General features: G+C 64.5%; 20 protein-coding genes. 8 read left to right on the forward strand and 12 right to left on the reverse strand.

Features of this window, described 5'->3' with window-relative positions; genetic code table 11:
- Window positions 1-407, reverse strand: a 407-nt coding sequence (locus tag ACK5IR_RS14560; protein ID WP_416929894.1) for a tripartite tricarboxylate transporter TctB family protein, incomplete at its 3' end; no start/stop codon positions are given.
- Between the two features lie 269 nt (window positions 408-676).
- Here ACK5IR_RS14560 and ACK5IR_RS14565 point away from each other — a divergent pair.
- The 5 genes from ACK5IR_RS14565 to ACK5IR_RS14585 all read left to right on the forward strand — a co-directional run bounded on the left by ACK5IR_RS14565 (window position 677) and on the right by ACK5IR_RS14585 (window position 6,174).
- Window positions 677-1,801, forward strand: a complete 1,125-nt coding sequence (locus ACK5IR_RS14565; protein WP_416929895.1) for an iron-containing alcohol dehydrogenase — start codon at window positions 677-679, stop codon at window positions 1,799-1,801.
- A gap of 289 nt (window positions 1,802-2,090) precedes the next feature.
- Window positions 2,091-3,074 (forward strand): TRAP transporter substrate-binding protein, encoded by a 984-nt coding sequence (locus ACK5IR_RS14570; RefSeq protein WP_416929896.1) that lies wholly within the window; start codon window positions 2,091-2,093, stop codon window positions 3,072-3,074.
- A 55-nt stretch (window positions 3,075-3,129) separates the two neighbouring features.
- The gene (locus ACK5IR_RS14575) at window positions 3,130-3,699 is read left to right on the forward strand and encodes a TRAP transporter small permease (protein WP_416929897.1); all 570 of its coding nucleotides are present in this window, start codon (window positions 3,130-3,132) and stop codon (window positions 3,697-3,699) included.
- On the forward strand, window positions 3,696-4,976 hold the full coding sequence (locus ACK5IR_RS14580) for a TRAP transporter large permease (RefSeq protein ID WP_416929898.1): 1,281 nt from the start codon (window positions 3,696-3,698) through the stop codon (window positions 4,974-4,976). Before ACK5IR_RS14575 ends, ACK5IR_RS14580 begins: the two co-directional genes overlap by 4 nt.
- A gap of 220 nt (window positions 4,977-5,196) precedes the next feature.
- Window positions 5,197-6,174: a LysR family transcriptional regulator gene (locus tag ACK5IR_RS14585; protein WP_416929899.1), complete on the forward strand. Its 978-nt coding sequence runs from the start codon at window positions 5,197-5,199 to the stop codon at window positions 6,172-6,174.
- Here the strand turns inward: ACK5IR_RS14585 and ACK5IR_RS14590 are convergent.
- On the reverse strand, window positions 6,116-6,808 hold the full coding sequence (locus ACK5IR_RS14590; protein WP_416929900.1) for a GntR family transcriptional regulator: 693 nt from the start codon (window positions 6,806-6,808) through the stop codon (window positions 6,116-6,118). The genes ACK5IR_RS14585 and ACK5IR_RS14590 overlap by 59 nt on opposite strands.
- Before the next feature lie 214 nt (window positions 6,809-7,022).
- On the opposite strand from ACK5IR_RS14590, the gene ACK5IR_RS14595 reads away from it, so the two are divergent.
- Window positions 7,023-7,976 carry a sugar phosphate isomerase/epimerase family protein gene (locus ACK5IR_RS14595; protein ID WP_416929901.1) on the forward strand — a complete coding sequence of 318 codons (954 nt, stop codon included), beginning with the start codon at window positions 7,023-7,025 and terminating at the stop codon, window positions 7,974-7,976.
- Window positions 7,960-9,678 carry a dihydroxyacetone kinase family protein gene (locus ACK5IR_RS14600; RefSeq protein WP_416929902.1) on the forward strand — a complete coding sequence of 573 codons (1,719 nt, stop codon included), beginning with the start codon at window positions 7,960-7,962 and terminating at the stop codon, window positions 9,676-9,678. The genes ACK5IR_RS14595 and ACK5IR_RS14600 overlap by 17 nt, the downstream gene beginning before the upstream one ends.
- A 75-nt stretch (window positions 9,679-9,753) precedes the next feature.
- Here ACK5IR_RS14600 and ACK5IR_RS14605 read toward each other — a convergent pair whose 3' ends face one another.
- From ACK5IR_RS14605 to ACK5IR_RS14650, 10 genes are all read right to left on the reverse strand, one after another.
- A complete protein-coding gene (locus ACK5IR_RS14605) occupies window positions 9,754-10,641 on the reverse strand; it encodes an amidohydrolase family protein (RefSeq protein ID WP_416929903.1) in 888 nt (295 codons plus the stop codon).
- Window positions 10,638-12,110 carry a tripartite tricarboxylate transporter permease gene (locus tag ACK5IR_RS14610; protein WP_416929904.1) on the reverse strand — a complete coding sequence of 491 codons (1,473 nt, stop codon included), beginning with the start codon at window positions 12,108-12,110 and terminating at the stop codon, window positions 10,638-10,640. Before ACK5IR_RS14610 ends, ACK5IR_RS14605 begins: the two co-directional genes overlap by 4 nt.
- Window positions 12,107-12,565 (reverse strand): tripartite tricarboxylate transporter TctB family protein, encoded by a 459-nt coding sequence (locus ACK5IR_RS14615; protein ID WP_416929905.1) that lies wholly within the window; start codon window positions 12,563-12,565, stop codon window positions 12,107-12,109. The genes ACK5IR_RS14610 and ACK5IR_RS14615 overlap by 4 nt, the downstream gene beginning before the upstream one ends.
- 52 nt (window positions 12,566-12,617) lie before the next feature.
- Entirely contained in the window at window positions 12,618-13,586 is a 969-nt protein-coding gene (locus ACK5IR_RS14620) for a tripartite tricarboxylate transporter substrate binding protein (protein ID WP_416929906.1), read from the reverse strand.
- Window positions 13,587-13,638: 52 nt separating this feature from the next.
- Window positions 13,639-14,703: a 4-hydroxythreonine-4-phosphate dehydrogenase PdxA gene (locus ACK5IR_RS14625; protein ID WP_416929907.1), complete on the reverse strand. Its 1,065-nt coding sequence runs from the start codon at window positions 14,701-14,703 to the stop codon at window positions 13,639-13,641.
- A 319-nt stretch (window positions 14,704-15,022) separates the two neighbouring features.
- Window positions 15,023-16,024 (reverse strand): LacI family DNA-binding transcriptional regulator, encoded by a 1,002-nt coding sequence (locus ACK5IR_RS14630; RefSeq protein WP_416929908.1) that lies wholly within the window; start codon window positions 16,022-16,024, stop codon window positions 15,023-15,025.
- A 161-nt stretch (window positions 16,025-16,185) separates the two neighbouring features.
- Window positions 16,186-17,712, reverse strand: a complete 1,527-nt coding sequence (garD, locus tag ACK5IR_RS14635; RefSeq protein ID WP_416929909.1) for a galactarate dehydratase — start codon at window positions 17,710-17,712, stop codon at window positions 16,186-16,188.
- Window positions 17,709-19,214: a tripartite tricarboxylate transporter permease gene (locus ACK5IR_RS14640; protein WP_416929910.1), complete on the reverse strand. Its 1,506-nt coding sequence runs from the start codon at window positions 19,212-19,214 to the stop codon at window positions 17,709-17,711. The genes garD and ACK5IR_RS14640 overlap by 4 nt, the downstream gene beginning before the upstream one ends.
- Window positions 19,215-19,237: 23 nt before the next feature.
- Window positions 19,238-19,675 carry a tripartite tricarboxylate transporter TctB family protein gene (locus ACK5IR_RS14645; RefSeq protein ID WP_416929911.1) on the reverse strand — a complete coding sequence of 146 codons (438 nt, stop codon included), beginning with the start codon at window positions 19,673-19,675 and terminating at the stop codon, window positions 19,238-19,240.
- A 78-nt stretch (window positions 19,676-19,753) separates the two neighbouring features.
- Window positions 19,754-20,791, reverse strand: a complete 1,038-nt coding sequence (locus ACK5IR_RS14650) for a hypothetical protein (protein WP_416929912.1) — start codon at window positions 20,789-20,791, stop codon at window positions 19,754-19,756.
- Between the two features lie 390 nt (window positions 20,792-21,181).
- Here ACK5IR_RS14650 and ACK5IR_RS14655 point away from each other — a divergent pair.
- Window positions 21,182-22,016, forward strand: an 835-nt coding sequence (locus ACK5IR_RS14655; protein ID WP_416929913.1) for an enolase C-terminal domain-like protein, incomplete at its 3' end; no start/stop codon positions are given.

Raw genomic sequence — 22,016 nt, forward strand, 5'->3', positions numbered from 1 at the left:
AGCGGCCGCCGCTCTCCCAGCAGCGCCATTCCGGCAATGAAGACCGTGATGGTGGTGGCGAAATAGCCAAGCGGCATGAAGAGTGCCGCATAGGAGATCAGCAACGCGACGAACGCCGCGATTCGCAGTGCTGTATTCCGCTGCATCGTCAGGTCGATGGCATCGTCCTGATCCTCCGGGGTGTTTTGCGCCGCGAGCGGCCTGAGCTTGCGCTGCCCCAATGCACGCAGGATCAGTGCGGCAGACAGGAGGGAAATCGATGCAATCATCAGCCAGGGAACGAAATCCGGACCGGCGGAGGTGCCCGTCGCCACCGAAGGGATGCGAATTGTCCTCAGCGCGGCAAAGCCGCAGAACGCAAGAAGCCCGACCCCGATCCAGATGTCCCCACGCGAACTTTCCCCCATCCCGCGACCCTCCAGCAAAGGACTTCTTGCGAGTCTCATGGATTATAACAAGTTGTCAACAGAAAATGGCGGCCAGCAATCTTGTAGCATTACTACCAAGCGGCTGGTTTTTACGTAAATACCAGTGAGAAAGGCAGATTTCAGGTGAGATGGACCGGTTTCCTTTCCGCATCCAGACTGAGCAGGGACAAATTAGTTGACAACTTGTTTTGATGCGCGTGAAACCTGTGTTGGCGTCCGGAATCATCGACTGACCCGAGGAGGCATTCATGCTCGATCTTCAGCATCCCATCACCCTGTTGCGCCCACGGGAGATTCGGTTCGGCGCGGGGACCCTTTGTCGTTTGCGTGAATTTGTCGCCGCCCGTGGCGGCAGGGCCTATGTCGTGACCGATACCTTCAATGCGGCGCGGGTTGATCTTCTTGACCTCGATAATCCGGTGGTTTTCGGCGAAATCGCGTCAGAGCCCGAAATCCCCGATCTGGAGGCTGCCCTTGCGCGGGCAGAGGCCGCATTCGGCGACGCCCCGGCAGTTGTTGTCGGCTTCGGCGGCGGAAGCGCGATGGATCTGGCCAAACTCGTTGCCGTATTGGCGGGCAGCGGCAGGTCGCTGACCGATATCTCCGGCGCCGACAGGGCACCGGCGCGCCGTGCCGCGCTGGTGCAGATTCCGACCACCGCCGGAACCGGCAGCGAGGTGGGAACCCGGGCCCTGATCACCGATCCGGAAACCCGGAACAAGGTTGCAACCGAAAGCCCGCAGATGCTTGCCGATCTGGCAATCGTCGATCCCGGACTGACCGCAAGCGCTCCGCCTTTCGTAACCGCGGCAACCGGGGTAGACGCCATGGCCCATTGCGTCGAGGCGCTGACATCGAAACGCGCCCACCCGCTGATCGACGCCTATGCGCTCGAAGGGATCCGGCTGGTCGGGCGATACCTGAAGCGCGCGGTCGACGAGGGGGACGATATCGAGGCACGTACCGGCCTCTCGCTTGCCGCGCTCTACGGCGGGGTTTGCCTCGGCCCGGTCAACACGACTGCCGGTCACGCGCTTTCCTATCCGCTGGGTACGCACCACAATATTGCCCACGGTATCGCCAACGCACTGATCTTCCCCCATACGCTGGAGGCCAACGCGCCGGCAACACCCGGCAAGACGGCGCAAGTGATAACTGCGCTAGGCGGCAGCGAAGGGGCCGCTCCGTTCGAGGTCGCGTACAGCTTCTGCGACGCTATGGGCATTGACATGCGACTCGGCAGCTACGGAGTCGGCGAGGACTCTCTGGACGAGATGGCGCGGGAAGCGCATGGCATCCGACGCCTTCTCGACTGGAACCCCCGCGATCTGACGGTGCATGACATCACTGAAATCTATCGGCGCGCCTTCTGAGACCGGCGGCGCATCGTGTGCCGTCGATGGTGGGAGATACATGTTGACAACCACTGGTGGAAAACCGGTCCGGTCCCGCAAACACCGCGGCAGCGCCGGATCGCGCGCGCGGATAGCCGCCGTTACCGCTGCAAGGATGGCCCGGGTTCCTGCGCTGCGATTTCTTTTGGTTATCAAAAGATCAGGTGTTTCCATTTTTCACGATCACCAGAAATCCAATAGGGTCGCGCGGTCGGAGGGCCACGTCGCCAGGAGTGCGTGCGGGTTCTCCAGCCAAGGAGGAGAACGCATGAAACACCATCTCACTGGCCTGAGCGCAGGCATTCTTGCCTGTACGACAGCGCTCTGCGCCCTGCCGTCGGTGGCCGATACCTATATCGTTGCCGTCGGGGCCGCGTCCAACAGCCTGCAAGGACGCAGCGCCGCGAAGTTTGCCGAGGATCTGGCCGCAAGGCTCGGCGATGCGCACAAGATCGAATTCTACGCCGACGGGCAATTGGGGGACGAAAAGGAACTGATGCAGAAGCTGCGCCTCGGAACGGTGCAGTTCACGCTCATTTCGTCGATCATGACCAACGTCTCGCCGGAGTTCGGGCTTTTCGAGATGCCGTTTCTGGTCAAGGACCGCGCCCACCTGAGGGCCATCGACGAGAATATCGTCCGGACCGAACTTGGCCCCAAGGCTGCGGCGGCGGGCCTGCACGTCATCTCCACATGGGAGAACGGCTTCCGCCAGGTGACCAACAGCAAGAAGCCGGTCAATGCGCCGGCCGATCTCGCCGGGTTGAAAATCCGCACGCCCTCGTCGGAATGGCGGGTGGCGATGTTCAAGCAATGGGGCGCCAACCCGACGCCGATGGCGTTCTCTGAAGTGTTCGTCGCGCTGCAGACCGGAACCATGGACGGCCAGGAAAACCCGCTGACCAATATCGTCGGTGCGAATTTCCAGGAGGTCCAGAAATACCTGAGTCTGACCGGGCACGTCTATTCCCCGACCTATCTCACCACCGGCGGCAGGACCTGGGACGGCCTGCCCGGTGATGTGAAAGCCGCAGTCGACGCGGTTGCGGCAGAGGTTCAGGGCTGGTCGCTGGCCGAGGGCGAGAACGCCGACAACCAGCTGATCGACAGGGTCCGTTCCGCCGGCATGGAGATCAACGAGGTCGACAAGGACGCCTTCATCGCCGCCTCGGCCCCGGTTTACGAGGCCTTTGCCAAACAGGTGCCGGGTGGTGCCGAACTTGTAAGCAAGGCACAGGCGCTCGCCGAGTGATTCAATGATCCAGAACCTGCCGGAGCTGCCGGCAGGTTTCTTTCCGGCGGAAATCATGATCGCAATCTTCGAAAAATCCCTGCTGCGCCTGATCGAGACCATCAGCATCCTGCTGCTGCTGATGCTGACCGGCGCCGTCATCTATTCGACGACCATGCGCTACCTTGGCGCGTCCCCGTCCTGGTACGACGAGGTGGCCAGCGTGCTGCTGGCCTGGCTCACCTATTTCGGGGCGACCTATGCCGTCTTCATGCGCCAGCACATGGGGTTTGCGGGCCTTGTGACGGCGCTGCCGCGCAACTTCGCCATCGCACTGGCGTTTTTCACCGAGCTTCTGGTGGTCGGCTATTTCGCGATCGTCGCCTGGTACGGCTATGCCGTCCTGCCGGTCGCGGCATACGATTCGCTTCTCAGCCTGCCGTGGCTGACGCTCGATATCGTGCAGTCGGTCATCCCGGTCACGGCGGTACTGATGATCGTCGGAACGGTGCTGACCATGCCGCGCAATCTCCGCGATGCGGCGGCGGGAGTGGACCGCGAACACAGCGAAATCGAACAAGCCATCGCCGAGGCCGAAGCCGGCACGCAGGGCAGGGCACAGGAAGAAAAGGCAGACCGGTCATGATCCTGCTTCTGACGACAGTGGCGCTGATCGGGCTGATCATGATCAACGTGCCGATCGCGGTGGCGATCGGGATGGTTTCGGTCGGCGGGTTCGTGCTGACATCGGGGCCGACGCGGCTCTATGACATGGTCATCGCGCTCTATACCGGGGCAACTTCGTTCCCGCTGATCGCCATCCCGCTTTTCATCCTTGCGGGCAACCTGATGAACACCTCCGGCATCTCGGTCCGGCTCATCAATTTCGTTTCGGCACTGATCGGCTTTGTCCGCGGCGGACTGGGAATGGTCAACATCGGGGTTTCGATGGTGTTCGCCGAAATCTCGGGGTCTGCGGTTGCCGATGTGGCGGCGACCGGAACGGTCCTGATCCCCGAGATGAAGCGGCGGGGCTATTCGAGCACGCTTGCCGCCGCGATCACATCGTCCTCTGCCTCGCTGGCGATCATCATCCCGCCATCGATCTCGATGATCCTCTATGGCGCGATCACGGAAACCTCGGTGCTGACGCTTTTCGTCGCCGGCATCATCCCCGGCGTTCTTGGTGGCGGCCTGCTGATGGCGGTGACCTATGTCCTTGCCGTCTGCTACGACCTGCCGCGCGCCGAGGGCTTCGACCTCTGCCATATCTGGAAAAGCTTCCGCGAGGCGTTCTGGGCGCTGACCCTGCCGGTGATCATCCTCGGCGGCATCTTCTCGGGGATCGTGACGGCGACCGAGGGGGCCGGGCTTGCGGTTCTCGCGGCGCTGATCATCGGCGTCTTCATCTACCGCGATCTCGACCTCTCGCGCCTCCGCCGCACGATGCTGGAGGGGATCAGCCAGACCGGCGTCGTGATGCTTCTGGTCTCGACATCGGCAGCACTGGGCCTGTTCCTGACCCAGGCGCAGGTGCCGCAACAGCTTGCCGCGCAGATCACACAACTCACCACCAATCCCTATGTGGTGCTGGCCCTGCTGAACCTGCTGCTGCTGGTGCTGGGCATGTTCCTGCATGGCGCGGCGGCGATCATACTGGTGGTGCCGGTGGTGATGCCGCTGGTGACGGCGGTGGGGATCGACCCGGTGCATTTCGGGATCATGGTGACGCTCAACCTCGCCATAGGCCAGCAGACGCCGCCGGTGGCTTCGGTGCTCATCACGTCGTGCTCGATCGCGAAATCGGGAATTTGGGAAACCTCGCGCACCAACCTTCCGTTCATCGGGGTTCTGGCCTTTGTGCTGCTGCTGGTAACCTATGTGCCCGCCGTATCGCTTGCGCTGACGGAGTACCTCAGGTGACCCGGTCGCATCGGCGCTGACCGGGCGGGGGCCGCGGCTGCAACATGTTCTCCCCGTGGTCGCGGCCCCCGAACAGAGTTCATGGCGCGTTTGTCGGCCTGCCGGCGAAATTTCACGGGCATCTTCGCGGCTGCGCACGGACAGACTCGGAATTTCGGGTATCGTGATGATAAATTCCCCCTCAAGACTGAAGCGGCTGGCTGCTGGGGGGATTTGCGACATGCATCGTGGCTTCGACATGGCGATCCTGTCGCGGCTTCGCTTCAAGCAGCTTGCGCTGGTGGCAAGCCTGGCCGAGACGGCGAACCTTCACGCATCGGCCCGCGAACTGAACCTGTCGCAACCGGGGGCGACCAAGCTGCTGCGCGAGGTGGAAAACACCCTCGGGGTCGAACTTTTCATCCGGAAATCGCGGGGCATGGAGCCCACGGTCTATGGCGACGCGGTTGCGCGCCATGCCCGGCTGATCATTTCGGAGACGGTCCGGATGACCGACGGGGTCGCCGCCATCGCGCGCGGAGAACTGGGCACGGTCCGGCTCGGAGCCATCATGGAGGCGGTTCCGGGCGTGCTGGCCGATGTGCTGGAATCGCTGCTGCAATCGGGCAACGGACCGCTTGTCAACCTGACGGTTTCGACCTCCGATCACCTGATCGCCGCACTCGACGAAGGGCAACTCGACCTTGCGCTTGGCCGCCCGGTCGAACAATTCGGCATGGACAGCATCCTCTTCGAGCCGCTCTGGGACGAGGAGTTGTCGATCATCGCGTCAGCCAGTCATCCGCTGGCAGGGGCCACCGACCTGACGCTCGAACACCTGCGGGATTGCGACTGGATCTTGCAGCCCCGGCCGAGCCCCATGCGCACCTCCATCGAACTCGCCTTCTCCCGCGCCGGACTGCCGCTTCCAACGATCCGGCTTGAAACATCGTCGATGCTGGTGTCGACCACGATGGTCAGCCGCAGCGGGCTCGTTGCGGTCCTGCCACGCTCGGTGGCGCGGTTCTATGCGCAGACCGCCCTGATATGCCAGCTGCCCGTTCATCTGGACAGCCTGATGGGGCATTACGGATTGTTGCGGACGCGCAAGAACGAAACCGACCCCGCCATCGAAGCGGTGGCGCGGCGGATCCTCGCCCTCAGCTCTCCAGCGTGTTCCGGACCCGCTCCCATGCCTGATCGAGATGCACGCCGATAATCGCCGACAGTCCGTCCGCATCGCGCGCTTCCAGCGCCTCGATCATCCCGATGTGCTCCCCGATCGCGGCGGCCCATTTCTCGGGTCCTTCATGCCCGACAAATCGGATCCGCTTCAGCCGGTTCTGCAGCACCGCATGCATATCGGACAGCGCCGCATTGCCCGCCAGAGCGACCAGCGAGGTGTGAATCTGCTGGTTGAGCTTGTAATATCCCATCCGGTCGCCGGCTTCGTAGCACACCATCATCCTGTCGTGGAGCGTCCGTATGCCGGCGATGCCGTCGGGCGACGCCACGGCACAGGCCTGCGCCGCGGCGAATTGCTCAAGCACGCGGATCAGTTCGAGCATGTCGTGCACTTCCCTGGCGGTGAATTTCTTCACCACGGCCCCGCGGCTCGGCACAAGCTCGACCAGTCCCTCGCTGGCGAGGTACTTGATCGCTTCGCGCAGGGGCGTGCGCGAGACTCCAAGCTGCTCGCCGATCAAGCCCTCGTTGATGCGGGTTCCCGGTGCCAGGTCGCCCTCGATGATCATGTCGCGCAACTGTGTCAGGATGGCGTCGTGCAGCGACTGGCGCTCGATTTTCCTCGATGCGCCGGATTGTCCCTGCGCCACGGTCCCGGGTTCGCCCACCGTTGTCTCCCCATTGATGGTGTGATTTGGCTAAGCAGGGGCTGGACAAAAGTCAATGATGCACCATGCATGCTGTATGCAGTATAATTGATGCCAGGCCGGAGTTGGAGTAATGTCCGGCATGGCAGCAAGCATGATTCGGGAGGGTTACGATGGCGGCACGCAGGGGGATATTCGGTGCACAGCGGCACCCCGACCGGCGGAGGGACGGCAGTTGAAAACGCACTGGACTGCGGAGACCTGGCCCATCGCTGCGGCGATGATCCCTTTTCCGGCAACGCTTGCCGATGGCAGACCGGTTCAGGAGGCTGACCCGGTGGATTGGGCGCATGCCCTGCGCAAGGTGGCCAGGGCGGGATTCGATGCGGTCGATCCCACCGACAGCTGGTTGCGGATTGCCGATCTCGATGCCGCGCGCCTGTCGGCCTTCATGGATATCTGCCGCGATCTCGGGCTGGCGGTTCCCGCCATCTCGACTGCGCGGCGCAGCGTGATCGACCCCGAACACGGGGACGAATACCTGGATTACAGCCATCGCGTCATCGATACCGCTGCGGGGATCGGCGCGGGCTACGTGAGCTTCGGATTTTTCGGACCGCTGAGCGCGGCACAGCGCAGCGCAACATGGTTCTGGACGGCGGACGGGGTGAAAAACCCCGCCGATCCGGCGATCTATGCGCGGGCGGTGACGCGAATTCGCGAACTGGCGCGCCATGCCGAGGGCTGCGGGGTACAGGTTGCGCTCGAAATGTACGAGGATACATATATCGGCACGGCGAAGGATGCGGTGCGTTTCGTGACCGAGGTCGACCATCCCTCGGTCAGGCTCAACGTGGATATCGGAAACCTGATCCGGCTCTACCGGCCGGTTGAACGCTGGGAAGAAATGATCGCGCTGTGCGCGCCTTTCGCGGGCTACTGGCATATAAAGAACTACTACCGGATGGAAGACAGCGCCTCGGGCCGGGTTTCCAGCCACCCGGCGCCGCTTCTCGGCGGCACCATCAACTGGCGTGCGGCCATTGACGCAGCGCTGGAACTGGGTTTCGACAGCCCGTTTCTTGTCGAGCATTATGGCGGGGACGGGCTCGATATCTGCGCCCTGAACCGGGACTACATCCGCAGCATACTCTCAAGCAGGACAGAACGTGATGACCAAGGTCTTTGATGCGCCCGACGAATTCGCCGCAACGGCGCTGGCGGGTTTCTGCAACGCCAACGGCAACCGTGTCACACCGGTGGATCATGGCGCCGTGCGCCGCGCCGCCGCCGCGCCGGGCAAGGTGTCGCTGGTCGTCGGTGGCGGTTCGGGCCATTATCCGGCATTCCTCGGCTATATCGGCGCCGGGCTTGCCGATGCGGCGGTGGCCGGCGACGTGTTCGCCTCGCCCTCGACAAGTGCCGTCGCGGGTGTCGTGCGCGCGGCAAACCGGGGCGGCGGGGTCGTGCTCGGGTTTGGAAATTACGCCGGTGACGTGCTGAACTTCGGCGCCGCCGCCGAAAGGCTGCGCGGCGAAGGGATCGACGTGCGCATCCTGGCAGTCACCGACGACGTGGCCAGCGCCCCGCCCGGCGAACGGTCCAGGCGGCGTGGTGTGGCCGGCGACCTGCTGGTCTTCAAGGTTACCGGAGCCGCCGCCGAGGCCGGGCTCGATCTGGATGCGGTCGAGACCGTCGCACAGCGCGCCAACGGCGCCACGGTCTCGTTCGGGGTTGCGTTCGACGGCTGCACGCTGCCGGGGCAGTCCGCACCGTTGTTCACGGTCGAGAAGGGCGATATCGCGCTCGGGCTCGGCATCCATGGCGAACCGGGCATCCGTACCGAACGGATCGTTCCTGCGGCGGAACTTGCCGCGATGCTGCTGGCGCCGCTTCTTGCGGAGCGCCCCGAGGGCCATGATGGCCGCGTCGCCGTGGTGCTCAACGGCCTCGGCTCGACCAAATACGAAGAGCTTTTCGTCCTCTGGCACCATATTTCGCAGGGTCTTCATGCGGCGGGGCTGACCCTTGTCGATCCCGAAGTCGGCGAGTTCGTGACCAGTCTCGACATGGCGGGGTGTTCGCTGTCGATCCTCTGGCTCGACGGCGAGTTGGAGGAATACTGGCGCGCGCCGGCCGACGCACCCGCGTTCCGCAGAGGCATCGTTGCCGGGCCGGCCGGCGAGGTGGCGGCCGATCTCGCGGCGACAACCGTGACACGGGACGCGATCGCAAAGGGCTCGGCGGCTTCGCAACAGGCCGGTGCCTGCATCGCCGGCATCGTCGGGCAGGTTGCCGCAGCCCTTGCCGATGCCGAGGAAATGCTCGGCCAGATCGACGCGCAGGCGGGCGATGGCGATCACGGGCAGGGCATGGCGCGCGGCTCGCGGGCGGCGGCGGCGGCAGCACAGGAGGCTGCACAGGCCGGGGCAGGGGCAGCCACCGTGCTGGGCATGGCGGGCGATGCCTGGGCCGACCGTGCCGGGGGCACGTCCGGCGCGCTCTGGGGCGTTCTGCTGCGCGCCTGGGGCACGGCGTTGACAGACGAGGCGCCGCTGACCGGCGAGAGCGTCGCGCGGGGCGCTGCGGCAGCCTATGAGGCGGTCACGCGTCTGGGTGGTGCGCAGGTCGGCGACAAGACGCTGGTCGACGCGTTCGCACCCTTTGTCGAAACGCTGTCGGCCGAGGTCGGGGCGGGCACCGGGCTTGCCGAAGCGTGGCGTCTGGCCGCGATCCGCTCGACCGGGGCGGCGGAGGCGACGGCCGATCTGCTGCCGAGGCTGGGCCGCGCCCGCCCGCTTGCCGAACGCAGCCTCGGCCATCCCGATGCGGGCGCGACCTCACTGGCGCTCTGTGCCACGGTTGTCGCCGGCCAGCTTGGAGAGAACTGAGAAAAGCCAGATGCCCGCCGCCGGAGGGTGCCGTCCGTCCGGCGGCAGACGTTGGAAAATCCGCCGGCGGCGGTATTACGCCACGTCCAGCCCATAAATCCGCGTGGCGGTGCCGGCGAACAGTGCCGCGCGTTCGGCCGGCGAATAATCGGCGCTGGCGGTTTCGAACCCGCCGAAGATGGTATCAAAACTGCCGCACAGCCCGTCCACCGGGAAATTCGATGCGAACATGGCGCGGTCGGGCCCGAACGTGTCGATGGCGATGCGGATGATGTCGCAATTGTCCTCGATCCGCCATGGACGCCCGGGCAGGCCGAGGCCGGAAATCTTGAGATAGACGTTTTCCATCCCGGCAGCCGCTCCAAGCGTCCGCCTCCAGCCCGCGATGCCCTCGGGCGAACGGTCCGAAGGCAGGCCGGTGTGGTTGACGATCACCGGCAGATCGGCCGAGATCTTCCGGATCGCGGCGATTTCGGGCAGATGCCACCAGTTGGTCTGGAGATCGAACATCAGACCGGTGTGCGCCAGCTGCGCCACGCCCCGCAGATAGGCCGGATCCGACAGACCGCCGGTTCCCATGCCCGGCCGGGCGGTGGAGCGCGGCTTGTGGCGCACCGAGCGGACCAGCGGAATATCGGCGTAACGGTCGAGAACGGCGGCACAGTCCGGCCGGTCGAGCCAGATCTGCGCCACATGCGCGCCGGGCCGCCCGGTTCGTGTGGCAAGATCCTGCATCCAGACAGCCTCGCCCGCCGGGTCGTCCGGATCCCACTCGCCCTCCATGGTGACGGTGGTCGCGACCTGCCAGTTCCGGGCTGCGGCATCGTAATCCTCGGGCAGGAAGGGGCGGCGGATCGCCGAATAGTCGCCGTAGCGGAACGGGATCATCGGCATGTCGCGCAACCACGGGTGGTAGTTGCGCGACGGATCCCAGTAATGGTGATGCGCGTCGACGATCCTCATGCGCGGCCCCTGATCCAGCGCAGTACCGGAGAGGCCCAGAGCGCAATCACCACAAGACAGAGCACGACGGCGATAGGACGTTCGACAAAGATCATCAGATCGCCCTTCGATTTCAGCATCGAGGTGACGAAGTTGAATTCCAGCATCGGTCCCAGAACGATACCGAGGATCGCCGGCGCCAGCGGTATGTCGTTGTCCTCGAAGAACCAGCCCACCAGACCGAACACCAGCATCACCGCCACCCCGAAGATCGTGTTGTTGATGGCGAAGCTGCCGACGATGCAGGCCGCCAGAACGATTGGCATGAGCAGCGATTGCGGCACCCGCAGCAGATGGCGGGAAATCCGGATCACCATCCAGCCGAGCGGCAGCAGAAGCAGGTTGGCAAGCAGGAAGGCGATGAAGATCGCATAGACCAGTTCGGGCGTCTTGATGAAGATGATCGGCCCGGGTTCCAGCCCTTTCAGGAAAAGCACGCCGATGACGATGGCGGTGATGCTGTCGCCGGGAATGCCGAAAACCAGTGTCGGCACCCAGGCCGAGGAAAGCGCGGCATTGTTGGAGGCCCCGGCCTCGATGATGCCCTCGTCATGGCCCTTGCCGAACCTGTCGGGTGTCTTCGAGCGGCGTTTGGCCACCGCATAGGCGACCCAGGCGGCGATATCGGCGCCGGCGCCGGGCAGTGCACCGATCATCGAGCCGGTCAGACCGCCGCGCAGCAGGTTGCGCCAGCGCCGGGCGAGGTTCGGCCACAGCCCGGCAAAGACCGGCCCCATCCTGGGGGTTTCGCGCGGCGGCGCCCGGCGCGACGCGTTGCGCAGGATCTCGGTCAGGGCGAACATGCCGATCATCGCGGGAATGAAGCTGACCCCGCCCATCAGTTCATACGAGCCGAAAGTATAGCGCGCCTGCCCGGCAACCGCGTCGATCCCGATGAACGACACCCAGAGCCCGAACAGCAGCGACAGGATGCCCTTGATCGCCGAACCGGTCGAGACGATGGCGGCACAGCTCAGCCCGAGCAGCGCAAGCCAGAAATATTCGACCGACGAGAAATTGGTGGCGAACCGGGCCAGCAGCGGGGCGGCGAACATCAGCAGCAGCACGCCCATCGCCCCGCCGGTCATCGCCGCGCCCATCGAAAGACCGAGCCCGCGTTCGGGATGGCCGGCGCGGGTCATCGCATAGGCGTCGTCGACATAGGCGGCCGAGGCCGGGGTGCCGGGGATGCGCAGCAGCGCGCCCGGTATATCGCCGGAAAAGATCGCCATGGCCGCCAGCGCGGCGATGGCCGCGATCGCCGGAACCGGGTCCATGAAATAGGTTATCGGCACCAGCAGTGCCACGCCCATGACAGCGGTCAGCCCGGGGATCGCGCCGAGCACGATGCCAAGCGTACTGGCGACGAGGATCGTCAGCAGAACCTCGGCCGAGAATACCTGATGAAGGGCTTCGATGATGACGTTCATGTCAACCAGGCCTCCAGCACGCCGCGGGGCAGGGGCACCCGCAGCAACAGCGCGAAAATGGCGTGCAGAAGCACGGGAATGCCGGCGGCGGTCAGCAGCGCCGGAAGCGGGCGCGCCCCGAGCACCAGCGCCAGCAACAGCACGACAAGCGAGGTGGTGAGCAGGAAGCCGAGCGACTGAACGGCCAGCAGCCAGAATACCACCAGCACCAGAACCGCAAGCTTGCAGAACGCATCCGCGCTACGCAGTTCCGGTGCGATGCGGATCGGCGGGCCGGGCGCGGCGACAGCCATCTGCACGATCCCGACGAGGATCGCCGCACCGCCGACGATGCGTGGAAAGAAGGCCGAGCCGAATTGCTGGCCCGGCGCCTCGCGGAACCCCAGGGTACCCGCGATGATGGCTATGCCGCCCAGAATGGCGATCAGGCCGATCAGCCGGTCGTTCAGTTTCATCTCGCCTCCCCGCGATGCGGCCGCCGGGACCATGGCCCCGGCGACGGTATCGTCATTTCACCAGACCGAGTTCCCCGAGCAGTTCGCCCGCCTCGGCCGAGAAATCGGTGGCAAAGGCCGCAAAGGCCTCGGGCCCGTCGAAATAGGGAGTGATACCCCGCTGGGCCAGCGCGTCCTGCACCACGGCCGAGGCATGTGCCGTCCCGGCGGCGGCAGCGATCCGTGCCGTGATATCCTCGGGCAGGCCGGCGGGTCCGCAGAGCGAGAACCAGTTGGCGATGGAAAAGTCGATACCGCTTTCCTTCAGCGTCGGCACGTCCGGGAAGGCGGGGGAGCGTTCGTCGGACATGATGGCGAGGATATTCACCTCACCCGCGTCGGCCAGCGCCTTTGCCTCGACCGGCGAGCCGGTGAACAGGTTCAGCCCGCCCGAGACGAGATCCTGCAACGCCGGGGCACCGCCCTTGGAGGGAATGAAGTCGATCTTGTCGATCGGCTCGCCGATGGTCCTGAGCAGGCCGGCGGTCGCCATGTGCCATGTCCCGCCGATGCCGGAGCCCGACGAGGTGAAGGTGCCGGCCGGCTCTGCCCTGAAGGCTTCGATCAGCGCGGGCAGGTCCTTGTATTCGCTGTCCTTCGCAACGGTCAGACCGGCCGGGATCAGCGCCAGGCGCGAGATCAGGGTAAAGTTCTCCGGCGTGATGTCGGCCAGGCCGACGGGCTTGAAATAGGTGATTTCGGGCGTGCAGGCCCCCAGCGTATAGCCATCGGGGCGCGATTGCGCGATGGCGGCATGACCGACGACGCCCGAGCCGCCGTCGCGGTTCACCACGTTGATCGGCTGGCCCATCGCCTCTTCGAAACCGATGGCGAAAACGCGGATGATGGTGTCGGTCCCGCCGCCGGCGCCCCAGGGCACGATGATCGTCACCGGGCGGTCGGGATATTCGGCAAGCGCACCGCCCGCGGCGGCACCCAGGGCGACAGCGGCCGTGGTCAGCAGTTTTACAATGAATTTCATGGTCTTCCTCCCATTTTCGGTTTTCGGGCTCTGTGTAAATCGACCGCCCGGATCAGGTGACGGGTTTCTCCCATTCCGCCGCGCGGTCGAGCGCGCGGGCGAACAGATCAGACAGCTTGCCGCAGGGCTGCGACCGGCCGGTGCGCTCTTCCATCAGTGCCAGCTTCCGCCCGAGCTTCACCGCATTCCGCGTCGCGCCGAGATCGGCCTTGCCCTGACCGGCAATGTCATAGGCGGTGCCATGGGCCGGGGTGACGATGGGGAAGGGATAGTTTGCGATCAGGGTCACGCCCCGGTCGAATCCCAGCAGCTTCATCGCGATCTGGCCCTGATCGTGGTACATGGTCATCACCGCGTCGAACTCGCCCCGGATCGCCCGCACGAAGACGGTATCGGAGGGGATCGGGCCGGTCACGGCAAGCTGCCCGGCGGCGGCGCGCTCGACCGCCGGAAGGATAATGTCGTCATCTTCGGTGCCGAAATTGCGTCCATCGCCCGCGTGCGGATTGAGCGCCGCGACACCGATCCGCGGGCGTTCGTACCCGGCGCCGCGCATGATGCGGTCGGTCAGCACGAGCGATGAATAGATGCGCTCGGCGGTGATCCGGTCCGCAACCTCGCGCAGCGGAATGTGCGAAGTCACGCGGGCGTTCCAGACCTCGTCCAGAACGTTGAATTCGCGGCCGCTCTGCATCGCACCGATGGTTGCGTCGATAAAGCCGATCTCGTCGACATAATCGGGCTGCGCCAGCCGCATCGCATGCTTGTTGAAGGGCGTGAAAAATACCACGTCGGCGTGGCCGGCATTGGTGGCGAGCAGCGCGGCGCGGAAATTCTGCACCGCCGCCAGGCCGCTTCCGGCACTGGATTTGCCCTGCGGAACGGTATCCGGGTCGCAATTGCCGAGGTCCACCATGAAGCTGCCGCCGGGCAGAGCGGCGTCGACCCCGTCCAGCCCGATCACCGGCAGGTCGAGTGTCACGCCGGCATCCGCGGCGCCGCGCTCGAGCAACCTTCTGTCGCCGATGACCATCAGGTCGTCCGCGTTGGCCTCGGGGTCGGCGACGACCTTCGCCGCAAGCTCGGGGCTGATTCCGCCCGCATCCCCGATCGCCATGGCGACTCTCAATCCGCTTGTCATGCTGTTTCCCGTTCCCTGTCTGATGTTTCGGCCGTCACCCGACGCCGCACAACACACCGCCACCCGCCAAACGCGCGTGAATCCAACCCGCGTATTGACATCTCCTGTCTCTGTCTTCTGTATACAGGATAACGCACACAGAGTTCAAGCTGCGCAAACGAATGCGACCTTCAGCCCTGTCGCTTGGCGGGTTCGGGGAAAGAGGACCGATATTCATGCAGAATACCGGCAAGATCCGCTGGCGCCCGACCCGAAACCGCCTGAGACGGCCCGGGCCTGCGACACGGCAATCCGATCAGGCCGAATCGCGTTCGATGATCGAGAAACCGATATCGACCATCGGATTGCTGACGGGTTCGTCGTTCAGCCGTGCCAGAACGGCATGCGCGGCCAGTTCGCCCATTGCCGCCCGATCGATCCGCACCGAGGACAGCGCCGGATTGGTATATGCAGCGAAACTCTGATCGCCGAAGCCGAGAATGGCAATATCGCCGGGAATGCGCAGCTTCCGCGCCTGCGCCTCGGCGATCACCCCGTGGGCGATGGTATCGGAACTGCAGAACACCGCACCCTTGCGGAATCCGCGGTTTGCAAGATCGCGAAACCCGATTCGCCCGTGGGCAAGGCTCGCAACGCCCGGAATCACCGCGCTTTCCACCCGTTCGACGCCAAGCCGGGCCAATTCGGCGCAAAAGGCTCCGTTCCGGTTCTGCGCCCGCGGGTCGTCGGCGGCGACAATGCCGAATTGCCGGTGCCCGCGATCGTACAGGTAATTCGCGGCGGCGCGGCCGACACTCTCGTGCGAGAACCCGACCACCAGATCGAGCGGGGTGGGCGTGATGTCCCATGTCTCGACAACCGGGATTCCGGCGGCGAGCAGCTTGCGGCGGCATTCGCGCGTATGGGTGATGCCGGTCAGAAAGATCGCATCCGGGCGCCGGCTGAGGATGGTCGTCACCAGGCGATCCTCCTCGTCGAGGCCAAAACCCGATTCCCCGATCAGCACCTGATATCCCGTGCCGTCGAGCCGCTCGATAAAGCTCTGGATGGTTTCGGCGTAAACCGGATTGAGGATGCTGGGAATGATCGCCACGATCAGGTGGCTGCGGTTCGAGGCCAGCCCGCCGGCAAGCAGGTTGGGCACATAGCCGGTGGCCGCGATCGCCGCGTTGATCCGCTTCAGCGTCTTGCCGGCGACTTTCTCGGGATTGTTCATGGCGCGCGACACGGTGGCCGGCGCCACACCCGCCACCCGGGCAACGTCTTCCAATGTCACGCTGTGCGAAGCTCGTGGCACGCGGGAAACTCCATGTAATATCCGCCCTTCCCGAAACAATCGGTATCGGCACCGGAAATACCGGCGGGGGCCGCATCGTGGCAACGGCTTCTACCGAATACCGCGCGCCATGGCCAATAGAGAATCCGCCCGGGGCGCGCCAGAGGCGGCGCAGCGAAGGATCAGGTCACCGGCGCGGGATTGAACAGCACCAGATCGTTGCTGATGCCCAGCCGATCGGCAGCGGTGGTTTTGCGGCCACTGGCGACATCGAGGATGAACCGGAACAGGTCCCGGCCCATCTCCTCGACCGTGGCATCGCCGGTGACGATGCGGCCCGCATCCAGATCGATCAGGTCGTGCCAGCGCGCCGCCAGCGTCGAGTTGGTCGCGACCTTGAGGGTCGGCACGACGCTCAGGTTGTAGGGGGTTCCGCGCCCGGTCGAGAAGATGTGCAGGTTCATGCCGGCGGCCAGTTGCAGCGTTCCGCAGACAAAATCGCCCGCCGGCGTTGCGGCGAAGGTCAGCCCCCTGCGCCGGATGCGTTCGCCGGGCCCCAGCACATCGACCAGCGGCGTGGTGCCGGATTTCGCCACCGAGCCGAGCGCCTTTTCGACGATACCCGACAGCCCGCCCTTCTTGTTGCCCGGCGTCGTGTTGGCGCTGCGGTCGGCACCGCCCCGCGCGAGATAGGTATCGTACCACGCCATTTCGCGTGCCAGCGCTTCGGTGACCGACGCGTCGGCCGCGCGAGGGGCAAGCAGGTGCACGGCATCGCGCACCTCGGTCACCTCCGAGAACAGGACACTGCCTCCGGCGCGAACGATCAGGTCCGCCGCGTGGCCGATGGCCGGGTTCGCGGTGACACCGGAAAAGGCATCGCTGCCGCCGCACTGGACACCGACCACAAGCTCCGCCGACGGGCAGGTCTCCCGCCGGCGGCGGTTCAACCGCACCAGATGCTCCTCGGCCCGGGAAAGCAGCGCTTCGGTCATCGCGGCAAAACCGCTCGAAGCCTCCTGAAGGGTGAACATGGTGGCGGTTCCATCGCCCTCGGGCAGCAGCCATTCGGGGCGCAACTTCTCGCAGCCGAGCCCGACGACCATGACCTCGCCACCGAAGTTCGGGTTGCGCGCCAGGTTCTTCAGGGTCCGTATCGGGATCGCCGCATCGGGCGCATTGATCGCCACGCCGCAGCCATAGGCGTGGTTCAGCGCCACCACGCCATCCACGTTCGGATAACGCGGCAGCAGTTCGGCCCGCACCCTTTCGACAACGTGGTCGACCACGCCGGCAACACATTGCACGCTGGTGCTGATCGCCAGAATGTTGCGGGTCCCGATGCTGCCGTCGGCATTGCGGTAGCCCTTGAACGTGTAGCCGGCCAGGTCCGGCAACCGCCGCTGCGCCGGCGCGGGCGGCGGCAGATCGGAAAGGTCGGGCGGCTCGGGCAGGCGGATGCGGTGTTCATTGACCCACGCGCCACGCGGAAGCGGCTGTTCGGCAATGCCGATGGTCACCCCGTAGCGCGTGATCGCCCCGCCCGGGGCGATGTCGGTCAGCGCGACCTTGTGGCCGAAGGGCACATCCTCTTGCAGGATCGTCCCCTCGTCGAGTTTGGCCCCGGCCGCGAGCCCGTTGGCCACCAGCACCACCGCGACATTGTCCTCGGGCCCGATACGAAGGGTGCGGACGGCTCCCGCGGTCATTCCGCGGCCTCGCGGCGTTCGCCCTGCGCCTTCCTGACCGCCGAGTAGACCGAGAAACCGATGGAAAGCGCGATCAGTACCCAGAGGAAGACGGCAATCGGGCTCTTGGTGAAGAAAACCGTAAGGTTGCCGAAGGATTCCAGCGTCTTGACGAAATAGACCTCGGCCTGCGGCCCGAGGATGAAGCCGATGATGAACGGCGCAACCTCGAGCCCGACCTTCTGCCCGAGATAGGCGAACAGGCCGAAGATCAGCAGGGTCCAGACATCGAACATGACGCCGTAGTTGATCGCGTAGGCACCGACGACGCACATCATCAGGATGCCGGGGTAGAGCAGGTACTTGGGCACCGTGACGACCTTGGCGATGTAACGGATGGCGAAAAACATGATGAAGAACATCACGAAATTGGCGAAGACCAGCCCGGTCATCATCACATTCCAGGTGTCGAGATGCTCGCCGATGAACAGCGGGCCAAGCTGGAGCCCCTGAAGCGTGAAGGCGCCGATCAGCACCGCCGTGGTGCTGTCGCCCGGAATCCCCAGCGACATCAGCGGGATCAGCGCGCCGCCGGTCAGCCCGTTGTTGGCCGCCTCCGAGGCGATAACCCCCTCCGGCGCGCCCTTGCCAAGCTTCTCGGGGCTTTTCGAGAAATTCTTCGCCTGGGTATAGGACAGCACCGACGCCGCGCTGCCACCCACACCCGGCAGCATCCCGACAAAGGTGCCGATCGAGGACGACCGTATAAGGTTGGCGATCTGCCCCCGGAAGACCGAGAACGAGAACGGCGCCCCCCTGCCCAGCCTGACGGCTTTGGCGTTTTCCTCCCGGATGCCCTTTTCGGCATCCTGCAGGATCGTGCCCACCCCGAACATGCCGATCAGCACCGGCAGAAGCGCGAACCCGCTTTCGAGATAGGGGGCAAGAAATTCGGGGAACAGCCGGTATTCGCCGTTGCCGCCGACCGAAATGTCGTAGGTGCCGATCAGGCTGAACCAGATCCCCAGCGCACCGCTGAACAGCCCCAGCAGCAGGTGCTGGGAAAGCGACGCGATGACCGTCAGCGCGAAGAGGATGATCAGGAATTTCTCGACATAGGAGAACTTGATGGCAAAATCCGCCAGCGTCGGCGCGAAAAGAAACAGCACCACCGCACTGAACAGTCCGCCGAACAGCGAGGCGGCGATACCCACCTTCAGCGCCCGCTCGCCCTCGCCCTTCTGGGTCATCGGGTAGCCGTCGAAAGTGGTGGTGATCGACGAGGGCGTGCCGGGGATGTTCAGCAGGATCGCCGGCACCAGCCCGCCCGAGATGCCCCCGACATAAAGACCCAGCAACAGGGCCAGCCCCTCGTTCAGGTCGAGCCCGTAGGTCATCGGAAGGCAGACGGCGACCGCCATCGTCGCGGTCATGCCGGGAATGGCACCGAAGACGATACCCACCAGGGCCCCGAAGGTAACGAGGAGGAAGAACATCGGCGAAAGAAGCGACAGGAATTCCATGGTGCGGCCTCGTGGTCCTGCGTTCAGGGAAGGGTGATGAAGAAGAGGCGGGCGAGCACGAACCACGCCACCAGCGGCGAAACGACCGCGTTCGCCGCGATGAGCGCAAGCTTCCTGCGGTCGAGGTCATGCACATAGAGCAGCGACAGCGCGAACATGAAGGGGATCGACGTCAGCAGAAAGCCCATGCCGGTGTTGGGAAACAGCTGCCCGACCCGGTCCATCGACAGGAAATAGAGCACCAGAAGCGCCAGCGTTCCGAACAGCCGCCGGGTATCGAAGCCGTCCCTTGACGGCATCTGCGCGGCGACACGGCCCTGCAGGCTGCGGACCACATCCGGCCCGTGAACGATGGCGATCAGGATCGCAAGCACCGCCATCACCCACTGGATGATATAGGGAAAGAGCAGGTGCGATAGCGAAAAATCGATCGTGACCTGAAGGAAACTGCTGTCGTTCACGCCGGAACCTCCCGTAAAACCAGACCACCCCGCCGACAGGGCGCGGCCCACGCGCAGCGCGGGCCATGCGCCGCAACCTCAGTGGCTGCCTATGACAACCTCGTAGCGATCCCGCTTTTCCTTCAGATAGACCTGCGCCTCGGCCGAAGGTTTGAAGTTCGGGATGAAGAAGGATCTTTTCTGGATTTCCTGAATCTCGCCACCGGCATAGATTTCCGCCAGCGATGCGTCGATCTGCGCGACGATGGCCGGATCCATGTCCTTGTTGTAGATGAAGAAGAATTCCTTGTCGAAGGTGAAGTCCTGCGTGCCGTCCAGCGTCACCGATACGTTCGGCGACACGTATTGCAGCAGGTCCTCGCGCGTGGTCTCGCCGATCCCCTCGGGGTTGGCCTGTTCGATGGTCTCGCGGCGCGCCTCGAGCCAGAGGAATTTCATCGCCTTCTGGTCTTCCGCCGGAAGCCGGGTGTATTGTTCGTTGGCCTGTACCGAGCCATGGATCAGGTCGACCTGTCCGTCGAACAGAAGCTGGTTCTTGTCGGCCTGCGATCCGGTGTTCACCGCCACCAGGTTTTCCTCGGTGCCGGGAAAGCGGATCTTCAGGGCGTTCTTTATCGCGCTGTAGCCGATTTCGGAAACGCCGCCGGGCTGGATGGCGACGCGAACCCGGGTTCCGTTACCGGCGGCCTGCAGCAGTTCTTCCATCGTCTGATAGGGGGAACTCTTGGGCGCGACGAAGGCATCGCCGGGGTTGATCGCCACCGTCGGGCCGACAGTGAACTCTTCGAAGATATCCGAATAGCCGTTCACGCCATAAAGCTCGCCCAGATAGGACTGATCATGAAACATCATGACCGTGCGGCCGTTCGATGCGCGCCGCAGCGTCTTGAATGCCTCGCTGGCACCCACCGCGTCGACCTTGACGTTGACGCCGATATTCTCGGACAGCGCCTGCGCCACGATGCTGGCGTTCTGATATGTGTCGCCCCCGGTCGATCTGGACCCGATAACCAGTCGCAGGTTGCCGCGGATCGGCCCGTCCGCGGCCTGTACCGGCAGCGCCACGGCAGCGGTGGCCGCAATCAGGCACAAGGCCAGTGTCGTCTTTCCAATCATGCTGATCTCCCTTTCCGGCCGCCGCTCCGGGCGGTCGCCACTCCCTCTGCGGTAACGGCGCCCGGAAACCGGGCTCCGAAACAAGCGCAACACTTGCCCGCCGCACATTGCGGCGCAAATAATAGCGCTTTCATTTATCCTAGAGTTGCGTGACTGATGTTGTCAACATCCTGGCACCTGACAAATGCGCGCAAGCAAGAGTCGCAGATTTCTTCCAAATAAATCCCCGAAATCAACCTGTTTCCTGAAGTTCATGGTGGCTTCGGGTCAATTTGGCACATCGGGGCTTTTATATAATTGCGCTTTCATTATAGGGATGCTCAAATGATGCGCGATTTTCGATTCGGGCGGGCGCGCGTCCATTCCGAAGCATCTGAAGGGAGGCGCCGCATGGCCAGGTCCGATACAATCGTCAGCAATTCACCGAAGGTCACCTCGATGCGGGTCATTCCCGTGGCCGGCCAGGACAGCATGCTGATGAATCTCAGCGGTGCGCACGGGCCTTATTTCACCCGCAACATCGTGTTGATCACGGATTCGGCGGGCAGGACCGGCGTGGGCGAGGTGCCCGGCGGCGAAAAGATCCGCCAGACACTGGAAGATGCCGTTCCGCTGGTCGTCGGGCGGGGCCTGGGCGATTACAACGCGGTGCTCAACGCGATGCGCCGTGAATTCGCCGACCGCGACGCCAGCGGGCGTGGCCTCCAGACCTTCGACTTGCGCACCACGATCCATGCGGTGACGGCGGTGGAGGCGGCGATGCTCGATCTGCTAGGCCAGTTCCTCGACCTGCCGGTGGCGGCATTGCTTGGCGAGGGGCAGCAGCGCGATGCGGTCAAGATGCTGGGGTATCTCTTCTATGTCGGCGACCGGCGCAAGACGCCGCTGCGCTATCGCGACGAGAGCGCCGCCAGCGACGACTGGGAACGCCTGCGCAGCGAGGAGGCCCTGACGCCCGTAACCGTGGTGCGGCTGGCCGAGGCGGCGGAGGCGCGCTACGGCTTCACCGAATTCAAGCTCAAGGGCGGCGTGCTGGCCGGCGAGGAGGAGATGCTCGCCATCGAGGCGCTGAAGCACCGCTTCCCCGACGCAGCGGTCAATATAGACCCGAACGGCGGCTGGTCCCTCGACGAGGCCATTGCCCTGTGCAAGGGGCGCGGCGACATTCTGGCCTATGCCGAGGATCCCTGCGGTGCCGAGCAGGGCTATTCCGGCCGTGAGGTGA

Origin of the sequence: Tropicimonas sp. (assembly GCF_047971885.1) — a bacterium.
Lineage (GTDB): Bacteria > Pseudomonadota > Alphaproteobacteria > Rhodobacterales > Rhodobacteraceae > Tropicimonas.